Below are 13,511 nucleotides of genomic sequence, written 5' to 3'. Positions count from 1 at the left end.
GGCCCGGCGTCAGCGCCTCCTGACCGTCAGGACCAGCAGCCCCGCGACGACCAGGCCGACCCCGGCCCAGGCCACTCCGCCCAGCCGCTCGCCGACCACCAGCACGCCGAGCACCGCGGCCACCACCGGCTCGAAGAGCGTCAGGGTGGTCGCGGTGCTGGCCGTCACCCGGACGAGCCCGGCGCCGAACAGCACGTACGCCAGGCACATCGGTATCAGCGCCAGATAGGCGATGACCGCGAGGCCGCGCCCGCTGCCGGTCAGCGGCCCGCCGGTGACCGCGAACACCGGCAGCAGCACCAGGGCCGCCAGGCCGAACATGGCGCCCATCGCGCCGCGCGAGGGGTGGCCGCGCCGGATGATCCCCGCCGCGCAGTAGGTGTAGCCGGCGTACCCCGCGCCGGCCAGCAGGCCGAGCGCCACCCCGGCCGGCGCCCGGTCGCCGGCGGCGCCGTCGTCCGCGGCGAGCACCAGCACCGCGCAGCCGACGGCGGCCGCCCCGGTGGCCGTCAGCCAGCGCCGGGTCAACCGGACGCCGTCCAGCAGCCGTTCGAGCAGCGCCGCGAACACCGGGGCGCTGCCGATGCTGATCACCGTGCCGACGGCCACCCCGGCCCAGGCCATCGAGGTGTAGAAAGCCAGGGGGTAGACGACCACGCCGAGCGCGCCGAGCAGGGCCTGAAGTGGCGCCGCGGCGCCGCCGCGCAGCACGGCGAGCGGGCTCCGGCCGGCGATGGCGACCGTCAGCAGTCCACCGAAGCCCATGGTGGCGGCGCCGATGGACAGCGACGAGGCGCCGGCGGGGGCGAGGCTGGCCACCGTGCCCGTGGTGCCCCACAGGGTGCTGGCGACCAGGACGAGCAGTGGGCCCGCGGTGTCACGCCGGGAGGCGGCGGGCTCGGCGGCGGGGGAGGGGCGCGACGAGGGCGCGCGGGAAGGGCGGGGGGATGGGGTGTTCATGGGCAGACGCGTCCAACTCCGGTGAGATCCGTCGGGGGAGATCAGCGGGAGGGCGCGCCGAGAACCGGCCGGGCACGGCGGAGCCGCGGGCGGACCGGGGAGCCGGGCGGGCGGGAGGCCGGCCAGGCGAGAGTGTCAGATGCCGCGCGCCCTCAGGGGGCGACCGGCGGCGAGATGACGGCGTTGCGGTGGACGGGTCGCATGGGGCGAGCATAGGCGCCGCCCGGCGCCTCCGCCAGGGCCGGTCCGGCGGCAGCCGTCGCTATGCGGCCTCGGACCAGGCGAGGAGCAGCGCGGCCAGCTCGGCCGGGCGCTCCGCGTGCAGGTAGTGGCCGAGCCCCTCGAGGAGCACCACGCGGGAGCGCGGGTCGCGCAGCGTGCCACGCTCCCAGGCGGCCGCCGCGGGGGAGTTGTGCACGGCGAGGGTGGGCTGGCGCCGGCGGCGCAGATACGCCTCGGCCGCCGGGCGGGGCCCGAAGGCGTCGGGCGTCAGGTACATGGCCTCCCGGTAGTCGAGCAGCACCTCGGGGTCCATCGCGGCCATCAGCCGCTCCTGCCGCTCCCGCAGCCCTGGCGGGCTGGTCGCGGTGAACGCGCGGCGCACGAAGCCGACCGCCCAGGCCGCGCCCTCGCGGCGCAGCGCCGCCTGCTCGGCGGGCAGCCGGCGGATCTCGTCCGCGTCCCCGCCGTAGGCGGCGGCGACGGGCACCACGGAGCGCACCAGTTCCGGGTGTTCTACCGCCAGCGCCGTGACCACCTGGCCGCCCATCGAGTGCCCCACGGCGACCACGTGGCCGGTGCCCGCGGCGCGCAGCCAGTCGGCCAGGTCGGCGGCCACCGCGCGTGGCGTGTGGCGGCCAGGACTGGCCGGGGTGCGGCCGTGCCCTGGCAGGTCGGGCGCCAGCACCCGGTGGTGGGGCGCGAGCAGCGGGAGCAGCGGCGCCCAGTCCCCGGCGTCGCCGCCCCAGCCGTGCACCAGCAGCAGCGGTGGCCGCCGATCCCCGGCCGGTGGGCCGGTGTCCAGCGCGTGCGGCCGGAACGTGCTGGCGGACGACGGCTCCACGGCGGCCTCCCTCGCTGCGGTGTTCGACGGTGTCCGTGCCGGCACCCTACCGGCGGGGCGAACGTCAGCCCCTGGCCCGCCCGTTCGAGCTGAGCGCACCCTCCAGGGCGAAGGTGGCGGCGCCCAGGCTCACCGGATTGGCGCCGATCGGGCTGAGCACGATCTCCGCGCCCGCCGAGGGGCGCGGCAGCGCGTGGGCGGCGACGGCGGTGCGCACCGCGTCGAGCAGCCGGTCGCCGAGCCGCCGGGTGACCCAGCCGGTCAGCACGATCACCTCGGGGTCGAGCAGGTTCACCAGGTCCCCGACGGCGGCGCCGAGGCAGTCGGCGGTCCGCCGCAGCACCGCCGCGGCGGTTGGGTCGCCCCGGTCGAGGGCGTCGGCCAACGCCGCGACGGTGGCGGTCTGGTCGTCCCCGACGAGCAGCGGGCTGCCGGGATCGAGCTCGTGGAGGGTGCGCATGATGCCGGGGGCGCCGACATAGGTCTCGACACAGCCGCGGCGGCCGCAGTGGCAGGGCCGGCCGTCGAGCACCAGCGTCGTGTGGCCCCACTCGCCGGCGCTGTTGGAGATCCCGCGGTGCAGGGCGCCGCCGATGGCCAGGCCGGTGCCGACGCCGGTGCCGAGGTTGACGACCACGGCGTCCTCCCGGCCGCGCGCGGCGCCGAACCACAGCTCGGCGACCATGCAGGCGCGCATCGGGTTGTCGAGGTAGAGCCGGTGGGGCACGTGCTCGGCGAGCAGGGCGAGCAGCGGCACCTCGCGCCAGTCCCAGTTGGCCGCGAAGACGGAGACCCCGCCCTCCCGGTCCACCATTCCCGGCATGCTGATCCCGGCGCCGAGCACGGGCCCCTCGGCCGCCGCCCGCTCGGTGGCGGCCCGCACGGCGCCGGCGATGCGGCGCACCAGCCGGGCCGGGGCGCCGTCCTCGGGGGCCAGCTCCTCGTGGGCGCGGCCCAGCACCCGCAACGCGAGGTCGACGACCTCGACGTGCACATAGGTCTCGGCGACGTCGACGCCGATCAGCGCGCCGCCGCCCGGGTTGACGGCGAGCAGGCCACGCGGTCGGCCGCCCCCCGAGTCCTCGAAGCCGGCCTCGACCAGCATGCCGGCCTCCACCAGCTCGCCGACCAGGGTGGCCACCGTGGCCAGGCTGAGGCCGGTGGCCTCGGCCAGCGCGGGCCGGGACACCGGTGAGTCGGCGATGGCCTGCCGAAGCAGGCGGTAGCGGTTGGCGGTGCGGATGTCCCGTGAGGTGCGCTTCACCTCACTCTCCGCCGTCGTCCTTGCCCTTCCTGCGGAACCAGCGGCGTTTGCCCGAACGCCTGGGGCGCTGCCGCCGCCGGCCCGAGCCGAATATCCAGCCCGCCGGTGGCTCGTCGGAGCGCCAGGGCTGCGGCGTCGGCGCCTCGCGCTTCCACCGCTCGTTGAGCATCCGGGTCCGCGCCGAGGGCTCCTTGACCTCGGCCTCGCGCACAAAGCTCTCGTCGAGCACGAGGTCGTCCCACTCCTCGCGCTCCGGATCGCCGCCGTGCGGCTCTTCCTGGCCGGCGGACTCCCTGCTCATGGGCTTCCTCCCGTCCACACCGTGGTGTGGCGCATGACGTCAGATACAACGCTCCCCGGGGCCCTGGTGTTCCAGGGCCCCGGGGTGTTCGGTCCGCCACGGTACCGAAGACCGGGCGGCTCACGTCACGACGAGGTGCTCTTGCTCTCCTCCGACTTCCGCTCCTCGGCGTTCTTGGCTCGGGACGAGGCGTAGAGGCTGGTGATGGTGGTCACCGTGAGCACCGTGACGATGACGCCGAGCGAGACCATGGTGCTGATCTCCGGCACGTGGACGCCCGACTCGTGCAGCGCGTGCAGCACGAGCTTGACGCCGATGAAGCCGAGGATGATGGACAGGCCGTAGGAGAGGTGGACCAGCTTCTGCAGCAGGCCGCCGATCAGGAAGTAGAGCTGGCGCAGGCCCATCAGCGCGAAGGCGTTGGCCGTGAAGACGATGTAGGCGTCGTCGGTCAGGCCGAAGATGGCCGGGATGGAGTCGAGCGCGAACAGGATGTCCGTGCTGCCGATCGCCAGCATCACCACCAGCATCGGGGTGATCAGCCGGCGGCCGTTCTCCCGGATGAAGAGCTTGGTGCCGTGGTACTGGTCGGTGGCCGGGAACCGGCGCTCGACCATCTTGAGGAAACGGTTCTCTTCGTACTCCTCTTCCTCCTCGTCGCTGCGGGCCTCCTTGACCAACTTCCAGGCCGTCCAGATGAGGAAGGCGCCGAAGATGTAGAAGACCCAGGAGAAGGTCGAGATCATCGCCGCGCCCGCCGCGATGAAGGCGGCGCGCAGCACCAGCGCGATCAGCACGCCGATCAGCAGTACCCGGGCCTGGTACTGCGCGGGCACCGCGAACTTGGTCATGATCAGCACGAAGACGAAGAGGTTGTCCACGCTCAACGACTTCTCGGTGATGTAGCCGGCGAAGAACTCGCCGGAGGGCGTGCCGCCCTCGAGGGCCATCAGCCCGAGGCCGAACAGAACGGCCAGGAGCACCCAGATGATGGTCCAGGTGCCGGCTTCCTTCATGGACACCTCATGGGGCTTCCGCCCGAAGAAGAAGTCCACCGCGATGAGTGCGCAGAGCACCACCACGGTGAGCGCCCACATGCCAAACGAGACGTCCACTGTTCCTCCGGTCTTGGGTCGGCTTCAGCCGCTTGCTTCGGTAAAGAGAACCAAAGCGAGCTTAAAGGAAGGGTAAAGCCGTCGTGCGGGTGGCCGTCGCCACCGTCCGGCGGGGCCCCGTGAGCGGCGCAAAACCCCATGTCGTCGCGGCGGGGCGACGGGCATGATCACTCGATATGGAGCCATCTTCCGCGGGGTTGCGGATATATCGGGACATTTTCCGCGTACCTGGGGTCGGAGGTTTTGTCACGGCGAGCCTGATCGGCCGGATGCCGATCGCCATGCTCTCGCTGGCCACCGTCTTCCTGGTCACCGACGTGACCGGCAGCTACGCGACGGCCGGCGCCGTCTCGGCCGCCGGCGCGCTCTGCTTCGCCTTCCTCGTCCCCCAACTCGGCTATGCCATCGACCGCCTCGGCCAACGAAGGGTGCTGCGCCCGGTGGCGCTGGTCTTCGGCGCGGCCGGAGCCCTCTTCGTCCTCACCGCGCAGCTGGACGCGCCGGTCTGGCTGCTGTTCGTCACCGGCGCGCTCTTCGGCGCCTCGATGCCGCCGGTCGGCGCCATGGTGCGCGCCCGCTGGAGCCACCTGGCCGGGGGCGATCCCAGCGGCACGCTGCTGCGGTCCTCGTACTCCTTCGAGTCGGTCCTCGACGAGATGATCTTCGTCGTGGGGCCGCTGCTGGTCTCGGCCGTCGTCCTGCTCCACCCGTCAGCCGGGGTGCTCGCCGTCTCCGTCTTCGGCCTCGTCGGCGGCCTGCTGCTGGCCGCCCAGCGGCGCACCGAGCCCCCCGTGCTCGCCGCCCGCACCGGCGGCGGCCGGGCCCTCGCGGTGCCGGGGCTGCGGCTGATGTGCGCCGCCTACCTCTGCGTCGCCGGGATGTTCGCCGGCTGGGAGCTGAGCACCATCGCGTTCGTGGACGAGTACGGCAGCGCCTGGATGGTCGGCGCGGTCATGGCCACCTACGCCCTGGGCAGCGCGGTGGGGGGACTCTGGTACGGCGCGCGGCACTGGCGGCTCTCGCTCGACCGCCGCTTCCTGCTGGCCCTGACGGCGGTGGTGGCCGGCATCGGCCCGCTGTGGGCCATGCCGGGGGTGGGCGCGCTGTGGGCGTTCTCCGTCTTCTCCGGCTTCCTGATCGCGCCCACCGTGATCGCCGCCTACAGCCTGGTGCGCGAGGGGGTGCCGGCCGAGAGCCTGACCGAGGGCATGACCTGGATGTCCACCGCCGTCGGGCTCGGCAAGGCGCTCGGCGTACTGGTGGCCGGCCTGGTCATCGAGGCGCACGGGGCCCGCTGGGGCTATGCCTTCACCGTGTCCTGCGGGGTGCTCGCACTGCTCATCGCTGCCGGCGGCTTCCGTCACCTGCGCGCGATGGCCTCGACCGACCTCATCCGAGCGGCCTGAGGGGGTGACGCGCCGGTCGCCCGGCGGGTGTCGTCAGGCGGCCGGCGCCAGCGGCAGGTCGGCCCAGACGACGTGGCCCCGGCCGGCGTCGCGGGGGCGCACGCCCCAGACGCTCGCCAGCGCGCAGACCAGCAGCAGCCCGCGCCCGCCCTCGTCCTGCGGGCCGGCGACGGTCGGCGTGTGGCGAGGGCCGCGGCCCTCGCTGGCGACCGCCACCCGCAGCAGGCCGCCGAGGAGCTCGAGCTCGCATCCCACCGAGTCGCTGTCGGTGTGCCGCAGCGCGTTGGTCACCAGCTCCGAGATGACCAACTGGGCGTTGTCGCAGATCTCCAGCGGCGTGTGCCACTCGAGGAGTTGGTGGCGGGTGCGTCTTCGCGCCTCGGCCGGCGAGGTCTCGACGGCCGGCAGGTGGAACCGGACGTGGCCGCGCGGCAGCGCGGCGCTGTCATGGCGCTCCACGGACTGGGCGCGCGAGTAGGAAGCCACCGTCCTACTGTGCGGGTGCGCCTCTCATCCGGCAAGAGGCATCCTGCAAATTACAGAAGAGTTGGTATCACTCTGTTGCGTTCGCCGCACGCGTGGCAGACTTCCTTGGCGACGGCGGTAGTTGGAGGGGTGGCCCGGGTGTTGGGTGGACAGGCGAGCGGGGCGGCCACCGCGCTCCGGCTCGTGCTCGGCAAGCGCCTCCAGGACCTGCGCGAGACGGCCGGCCTCTCCTTCGAGCAGGCGGCCCGCGCCCTGGACGTCACCCACGCCACCGTCCGCCGGATGGAGAAGGCCCAGGTCGGCCTCAAGGTGCCGTACGTCGAGAAGCTGCTGCGGATCTACGGCCTGACCGAGCAGGACGAGATCGACCGCTTCCTGGTCCTGGTCAGGGAGGCGAACCAGCCCGGCTGGTGGCACCGCTACCGCGACGTCCTGCCCGACTGGTTCAGCGCCTTCGTCAGCCTCGAGTCCGAGGCCGACCAGATCCGCGCCTACGAACCCCACTACGTCCCCGGCCTGTTGCAGACGGAGGCCTACGCCACCGCCGTGCTGCGCGCCGGCATGCCGCACGCGCCGGCCACCGAGATCGAGCGCCTGGTGGCGCTGCGGCTGGCCCGTCAGGAGGTGCTGTCCAGGGCCCGGCCGCCGCTGCTGTGGATCGTGGTCGACGAGACGGTGCTGCGCCGCCCCATCGGCCGCCCCCACGTGATGCGCGCCCAGGTCGCCCGGCTGATCGAGACGGCCGCCAACCCGCAGGTGCGGCTCCAGGTCATGACGTTCTCCGCCGGTCTGCACCCCGCGATGTACGGGCCGTTCCACCTGTTCCGGTTCCCGCTGCCCGAGCTGCCCGACGTCGCGTGCGCGGAGAGCCTGGTCGGGGCCCACTACTTCGACCAGCGCGACGACGTCTCGGCCTTCCGGGAGGCGCTGGACCGGATGTGCGCGCAAGCCGCGCCGGTGCACCGCACTGAGGCCATCCTCGGTGAGATTCGCAAGGAGATCTGAACCATGGATCGCATTTACAACGGCATGCCCGCCACCCAACTCGGCGGGGACGGTTGGCGGAAGCCCTGGAGCGGGGGGAACGGTGGCAGCTGTGTGGAAGCGATGCTGCTGGGGGACGGCCGGGTGGCCCTCCGCCAGTCAACCGACCCGGACGGGCCGGCGTTGATCTGCTCGCGGCACGAGATCGAGCGGTTCATCGAGGGCGTGAAGTCCGGCGAGGCCGACTTCCTGCTGGTGTGATCACCGGTGGGAGATGAGCCGCGGTGTCCGCGCACGGGGGGTGCGGGCACCGCGGCTGGGGGGACGAGACGACACCCGACGACACGGAGCACGGTGTGGGCGAAGAGGGCTTTTCCGCCGAAGAGATAGACACCAGCCGGCCGCACCCGGCCCGGATGTACGACTACTACCTGGGGGGTCAGGACAACTACGAGGTCGACCGCACCGCCGCCGAGGCGGTCATCAGGCTGCTGCCCGACATCAGGCTGGCCGCGCGGGAGAACCGGTCCTTCATGCACCGCGCCACCCGGGCCGTGGTGGCCCGCGGGGTCCGGCAGATCATCGACATCGGCACCGGCATCCCCACCTCGCCCAACACCCACGAGGTGGCCAGGAGCCTGGCGCCCGACGTGCGGATCGCCTACGTCGACAACGACCCGATCGTCTCCGCCTACGCCGGCGCCAAGCTCACCAACGACGGCAACGCCGGGTTCGTCCTCGCCGATCTGCGCGACCCCGAGGCGCTGCTGCGCCACCCGGCGGTCGCCGACCTCATCGACTTCGACCAGCCGGTCGCGCTGCTGCTGGTGGCGATCCTGCACTTCATCGACGACGCCGAGGACCCGGTCGGCATCGTGCGCACCCTGACCGACGCCCTGCCGCCCGGCAGCCACCTGGTGCTCAGCCACGGCACCACCGACTTCCACGACGCCGAGCAGCTGGCCGCCGTGCGGGACGTCTACAAGAACGCCACCGCCGGCGTGACGCTGCGGCCGCGCGAGCGGGTCGCCGCCTTCTACGACGGCTTCGAGCTGCTCGAACCCGGCCTGGTGCAGCCGCCGTTCTGGGCCCCTGAGGCCCCCGTCCCCGACGACCCGATGCTGCGCGGCCTCGGCTTCTACTGCGGCGTGGGCGTCAAGGGCTGAGCCAGGTCGGGCCCGCCGGCGCACCGGCGGGCCCGACCCGAGCTGTGAGGCCCTGTCCTGCCGATCTTGCCGGGGCCGCGACTCCCCCAGGCCTGGCGGCCTGGGAGGTGCCCCCAAACACGGCACCTCGCCGCGTTGTCGCATCGCGCGAATACGGCCAAGTATGAGCTGCGATACTCCGCCTTGCGCGAAGCGAATGGGGGCACTCCCCCGAGCACTCCGTGCAGGGGGCACCCCCACCCGGACGAAGTCTGGGGGAGCACCGCGTCTGACGCCGCGGCCTGATCCGACAAGACCGACAGGACAGGATCTAGCCGGCCGACAGCTCGGTGAACACCAGCGAGAACTCCGCCGGCGCCACGTCGAGGTAGTACTTCCGCAGCGGTCCTGGACCACAGGACTGGCTGCCGATGCCGTGCTGGCCGTGGTCCAGGTTGACCCAGACGGTGTCGCCCGGCGCCAGGTCCGTGGTGTGCTCGGCGGCGTCCAACTGCTCGCTGCTCCAACGGCGGGCGGTGAACCAGAACGGCGCCGGGTCGGCCGTGATCCGCAGGCCGGCCCCGGCCGCGTCGCGCAGCTCGGCCCAGCGCACGTCCGCGCGGGCGCCGTTCTCCTGGGGCCGGACGTAGGGCGTCTGCAACGCGTCCACCGACATCCGGTAGCGGCCGAGCGCGGCGGCCCGCGTGGTGTCCGGGTAGGCCTCGCCCGGGCCGCCGCCGAACCACTCGGCGTGCCCGAGGCCGGCCGGCACGCCGAGCAGCAGGCCGAGCCTGGCCAGCGGGCAGGGCCAGTCGCCCTCCGGGGTCACGGAGACCGTGAGCCGCAGCTCGTCCCCGGTGGCCGTCCAGCGGTAGTCGGTGAGCAGCGCCAGGTCGGTGGCCGCGGGCGCCACCCGGGTACGGACGAGCAGCGCGTCCTCGGCGGCCTCCACCGCGTCGATCCGGTGCCGCATCCGGTGGAGGCCGAGCTGACGCCAGATCACGCCGAAGCGGGACTGCGGCTGCCAGGAGGCCCCCAGGTCGTTGTCGGTGGGAGCCCGCCACACGTCGAGCCGCGGCCCCTGGGACAGCGCGAGGCCGCCGATCCCGAGGAGCGCGCCGGTGGCCGGGTCGAAGCGGCCCGGGCCGAGCCGGATGGCGTCCGCGGCGCGGTCGGGGGCGGCGGCTGGCCCGGCGGGGGAGCGGCGCGGCGCCGCCACGGCGGTCAACTGCCCCCAGGCCACCTCGTGGCCGGCGGGCGCCCAGGCGGTGTCCGCGGCGAGCACGGCGCGCACCGTCCAGACGGCCTCGCCCGCCGGGGCGTCGGCCGGGGCCGCCGGGAGCCTGACCGCGGCCGACTCGCCGGCGGCGAGCGGCGGCACGGCGAGCTTCCCGCTCGCCACGGCCTCGCCCTCGACCTCGTAGGCCCACGTGAAGGCGAGGTGGTCGAGGCCGGCGACGTCGTGGCCGTTGACGACGGTGACCGTGTCGGCGCCGGCGTCGCCGGTGATCCGGACCGGCTCGATGACCTTCTTGAACTCGATCAGTCCGGGCGAGGGGGTGCGGTCGGGGAAGAGCAACCCGTCACAGACGAAGTTGCCGTCGTGCAGCTCCTCGCCGAAGTCGCCGCCGTAGCCGAAGTAGGCCCGGCCGTCCGGGGTGCGCTTCGGCAGCCCGTGGTCGATCCACTCCCAGACGAAGCCGCCCTGGGTCCGCTCGTAGGTCTCGAACAGCCGCTGGTAGTCGGCGAGCCCGCCGGGGCCGTTGCCCATGGCGTGCCCGTACTCGCAGAGCAGGAACGGCAGCGAGCGGCGGTGGGCGTCCAACTCGGGGTCGGACAGCGGCTCCTCCTCGCGGCGGCCTATCCGCTCGACCTCCTCGTGCGAGGCGTACATCCGGGAGAAGAAGTCGCTGTGCGGGAAGTCGTGGTCGTGCTCGTAGTGCAGGGCCCGCGACGGGTCGCGCTCCCGGATCCACTCGGCCATGGCGCCGAGGCCGGCTCCCGAGCCCGACTCGTTGCCCAGCGACCAGATCACCACCGAGGGGTGGTTCTTGTCCCGCTCGACCATCCGGCGGGCGCGGTCGACCAGGGCCGGCGTGAAGCTCTCGTCGGCCACGGGGTTGCGGCGCCAACCGAGCTCGCCGAAGCCGTGGGTCTCCAGGTCGCACTCGTCGATGACCCAGAGGCCGTACTCGTCGCACAGGTCCAGGAAGGCCGGGTGCGGCGGATAGTGGCTGGTGCGCACGGCGTTGATGTTGTGCCGCTTCATCAGCAGGACGTCCTGCCGCATGGTCTCCAGGTCGACCGCCCGGCCGTGCTCGGGGTGGAACTCGTGCCGGTTGACGCCGCGGAACAGCACGCGCCGGCCGTTGGCGCGGAACACGCCGTCCGTGACGCCCACGGTGCGGAAGCCGATCCGCAGCGGGATCCGCTCGCCCTCGGTGGCCAGCTCGCCGCCGTACAGGCGCGGGGTCTCGGCGCTCCAGGGTTCGACGGCGACGGTGGCCTCCTCGCCGGTGGCGAGGTCGAGGCCGAGCTCGGGGACGGTGACCCGCCCCGGCTGGTCGGACTCCACCCGCAGCGTGCCGAGCCCGGAGGCGTGGTCGTAGCCGGCGTGCACGAAGAAGTCGGCGGGGGCGAGCGCCGGCCGGTGCAGCAGGGTGACCTCCCGGAAGATGCCGGGCAGCCACCACATGTCCTGGTCCTCCAGGTAGCTGCCGGCCGACCACTGGTGCACCCGGACGGCCAGCACGTTGCCGCGCGGCCGCAGCAGCGGGCCGACGGCGAACTCGTGCGGCAGCCGGCTGCCCTGGAAGCTGCCGAGCTCCCGCCCGTTGAGCCAGACCCGGGCGCAGGACTCGACGCCGTCGAAGCGCAGCACGGTCTCGCCGTCGGCCGGCCAGTCGGCCGGCAGGTCGAAGACCCGGCGGTGGTCGCCGGTCGGGTTCTCGGTGGGCACCCGCGGCGGGTCGACGGGGAAGGGGTACTTCACGTTCGTGTAGGCCGGCGCGCCGTGGCCCTGGAGCACCCAGTGCCCGGGCACGGACACCTCGGACCAGCCCGAGGTGTCGGCGTCGTCCGCGACGAAACCGGTGTCGGCGCCCTCGGCGGTGGCGGAGAGCCGGAAGGCCCAGGCGCCGTCGAGCGAGAGGCGGGCGGCGTCGGAGTCGGCGTACCAGGCGCGGGCGGGCAGGGCGCCGGTGCCGGGGGAGGGGCTCTCGTAGTAGGGCAACCCGTCGTCAACTGGCCGGATGGGCATGCGTCTCCTCTGGCGGGGTGGTGGTCGACGGCGACCTGGCCGGCGGTGTTGGAATCCGTGCGACCGTGTTCGATCACGCTAGAACGGCGCGTGGGCTTTCGACAACCCCTGGGGAAAGTCCGGCGCGTGCAGCCGGCGGGTGCGCGGGGCGCGTCGCCCGACCGGGGCGCCCCCTCGCGTCGCGTGCATCTGGTCTGTTGATCGTCGGTAACACCCTTGGCATGAGCACAACTTGGTGGGGGTAGTGCGCTGGTAGACCGACGACGCACCGGTACCCCACAGGGAGCCGCCATGAGACTTCGCCACCTGGCGACGACGGCCGCCACCGCGGTCCTCGTCATCGGCGTCACCGCGCTCGCCCCCGCAGCCACCGCCCAGGACCCCTCGGCGGCCGCCGGCACTTCCTACGTCGCGCTCGGCGACTCCTACTCCTCGGGGGCCGGAGCCGGCTCCTACGACGACGCGAGCGGCGACTGCCGACGCAGCGCCGTCGCCTACCCGGAGCTCTGGGCGGCAGCCAACTCCGCCGACTCCTTCGACTTCACGGCCTGCGCCGGCGCCCGCACCGGAGACGTCGTCGAGGACCAACTCGGCCCGCTCGACGCCGACACCACCCTGGTGACCGTGAGCATCGGCGGCAACGACGCCGGCTTCGGCGCCACCATGCAGACCTGCGTGCTCTCCGGCACCAGCGCCTGCCTCGCCGCCGTGGCGACCGCCAACGCCTACATCAGCGACACACTGCCCGGCCAACTCGACACCACCTACCGGGCGATCCGCGACCGGGCCCCCAACGCCGAGGTCGTGGTGCTCGGTTACCCGCGCCTCTACCGGCTGAACGGCACCTGCGTGTTCGGCATCAGCGAGGAGTCCAGGGTGGCCGTCAACGGCGCCGCCGACAACCTCAGCGAGGTGATCGGCAAGCGCGCCGCCGACCACGGCTTCACCTACGGCGACGTGCGACCGGCCTTCACCGGCCACGAGATCTGCTCGACGGACTCCTGGCTGCACAGCCTGACCCTGCCCGTCGGCGACTCGTACCATCCCACCGCCGCCGGCCAGCGCGGCGGCTACTACGCGGTGCTCGAAGACCTGGCCTGACGGTCAGTCGGCGGCCGGCCGGCCGCCGACGGCGTCGTCGGCAGTGCCCGCGCGGGCCACGGCCAACGCCGCCGCCGGGTCCCGCTCTCCCGCCCCCGCAGGCCACCAGTGCCCGGCCCGCCTCCGGTAGGGCCACCAGCGGCCGTCGGGGCCGAGCCGCAGCTGTACGCCCTCGCCGACCACGGTCCAGTGGGCGCCGGCGCGCCGCAGCGCCGGGCGTGACCCCTCGTCGGCCCAGGCGGCGGCCAGCAGCTCCCCGGCCCGCCGGAGTTCGGGCCCGTCGGGCGCCGCCTCCCGCCCGCCGCCGACCGTGGCCAGCGCCGTGGGTCCGCCGAACCCCCAGGCGCGCCCGGCGATCTCCAGGGCGCGCGGGGCCCGCCCGCACCCCCGGACCAGCCGGCCGGCGACCACCGCCGGCGGCCCGCCG

General features: G+C 73.7%; 12 protein-coding genes and 1 pseudogene. 5 read left to right on the top strand and 8 right to left on the bottom strand.

Annotated elements, in window-relative coordinates; genetic code table 11:
- Nucleotides 1–9: 9 nt before the first annotated feature.
- The 5 genes from ACYVPE_RS14620 to ACYVPE_RS14600 form a co-directional block, all read right to left on the bottom strand.
- On the bottom strand, nt 10–960 hold the full coding sequence (locus ACYVPE_RS14620; RefSeq protein ID WP_461033994.1) for a DMT family transporter: 951 nt from the start codon (nt 958–960) through the stop codon (nt 10–12).
- A gap of 262 nt (nt 961–1,222) precedes the next feature.
- Nucleotides 1,223–2,023 (bottom strand): alpha/beta fold hydrolase, encoded by an 801-nt coding sequence (locus tag ACYVPE_RS14615; RefSeq protein ID WP_461033993.1) that lies wholly within the window; start codon nt 2,021–2,023, stop codon nt 1,223–1,225.
- A 64-nt stretch (nt 2,024–2,087) separates the two neighbouring features.
- Complete coding sequence (locus ACYVPE_RS14610; protein WP_461033992.1) at nt 2,088–3,287, bottom strand: ROK family transcriptional regulator; 1,200 nt, start codon at nt 3,285–3,287, stop codon at nt 2,088–2,090.
- A gap of 1 nt (nt 3,288) precedes the next feature.
- Nucleotides 3,289–3,588 carry an SGM_3592 family protein gene (locus ACYVPE_RS14605; protein ID WP_461033991.1) on the bottom strand — a complete coding sequence of 100 codons (300 nt, stop codon included), beginning with the start codon at nt 3,586–3,588 and terminating at the stop codon, nt 3,289–3,291.
- Between the two features lie 125 nt (nt 3,589–3,713).
- Nucleotides 3,714–4,703, bottom strand: coding sequence for a TerC family protein (locus ACYVPE_RS14600; protein WP_461033990.1), 990 nt, complete (start codon nt 4,701–4,703; stop codon nt 3,714–3,716).
- Between the two features lie 269 nt (nt 4,704–4,972).
- Here ACYVPE_RS14600 and ACYVPE_RS14595 point away from each other — a divergent pair, with 269 nt between their 5' ends.
- Nucleotides 4,973–6,109, top strand: coding sequence for an MFS transporter (locus ACYVPE_RS14595; protein ID WP_461033989.1), 1,137 nt, complete (start codon nt 4,973–4,975; stop codon nt 6,107–6,109).
- Between the two features lie 33 nt (nt 6,110–6,142).
- Here the strand turns inward: ACYVPE_RS14595 and ACYVPE_RS14590 are convergent, their stop codons facing one another.
- Nucleotides 6,143–6,595: an ATP-binding protein gene (locus ACYVPE_RS14590; protein WP_461033988.1), complete on the bottom strand. Its 453-nt coding sequence runs from the start codon at nt 6,593–6,595 to the stop codon at nt 6,143–6,145.
- Between the two features lie 138 nt (nt 6,596–6,733).
- Here ACYVPE_RS14590 and ACYVPE_RS14585 point away from each other — a divergent pair, with 138 nt between their 5' ends.
- From ACYVPE_RS14585 to ACYVPE_RS14575, 3 genes are all read left to right on the top strand, one after another.
- Nucleotides 6,734–7,600, top strand: coding sequence for a helix-turn-helix domain-containing protein (locus ACYVPE_RS14585; protein WP_461033987.1), 867 nt, complete (start codon nt 6,734–6,736; stop codon nt 7,598–7,600).
- A 3-nt stretch (nt 7,601–7,603) separates the two neighbouring features.
- Nucleotides 7,604–7,840, top strand: a complete 237-nt coding sequence (locus tag ACYVPE_RS14580; RefSeq protein ID WP_461033986.1) for a DUF397 domain-containing protein — start codon at nt 7,604–7,606, stop codon at nt 7,838–7,840.
- 95 nt (nt 7,841–7,935) lie between these two features.
- On the top strand, nt 7,936–8,745 hold the full coding sequence (locus ACYVPE_RS14575; protein ID WP_461034045.1) for an SAM-dependent methyltransferase: 810 nt from the start codon (nt 7,936–7,938) through the stop codon (nt 8,743–8,745).
- Nucleotides 8,746–9,055: 310 nt separating this feature from the next.
- Here ACYVPE_RS14575 and ACYVPE_RS14570 read toward each other — a convergent pair whose 3' ends face one another.
- Nucleotides 9,056–11,983 (bottom strand): glycoside hydrolase family 2 TIM barrel-domain containing protein, encoded by a 2,928-nt coding sequence (locus tag ACYVPE_RS14570; RefSeq protein ID WP_461033985.1) that lies wholly within the window; start codon nt 11,981–11,983, stop codon nt 9,056–9,058.
- Nucleotides 11,984–12,274: 291 nt separating this feature from the next.
- Here ACYVPE_RS14570 and ACYVPE_RS14565 point away from each other — a divergent pair, with 291 nt between their 5' ends.
- Nucleotides 12,275–13,084 (top strand): SGNH/GDSL hydrolase family protein, encoded by an 810-nt coding sequence (locus ACYVPE_RS14565; RefSeq protein WP_461033984.1) that lies wholly within the window; start codon nt 12,275–12,277, stop codon nt 13,082–13,084.
- A 3-nt stretch (nt 13,085–13,087) separates the two neighbouring features.
- Here the strand turns inward: ACYVPE_RS14565 and ACYVPE_RS14560 are convergent.
- A pseudogene (locus tag ACYVPE_RS14560) lies at nt 13,088–13,511 on the bottom strand (SWF or SNF family helicase); the annotation flags it as partial.

It is taken from the genome of Streptomyces mayteni (genome assembly GCF_054783955.1).
Note: the sequence above shows the minus strand (reverse complement) of the source record. Positions and strands in the feature narration are given on the sequence as shown.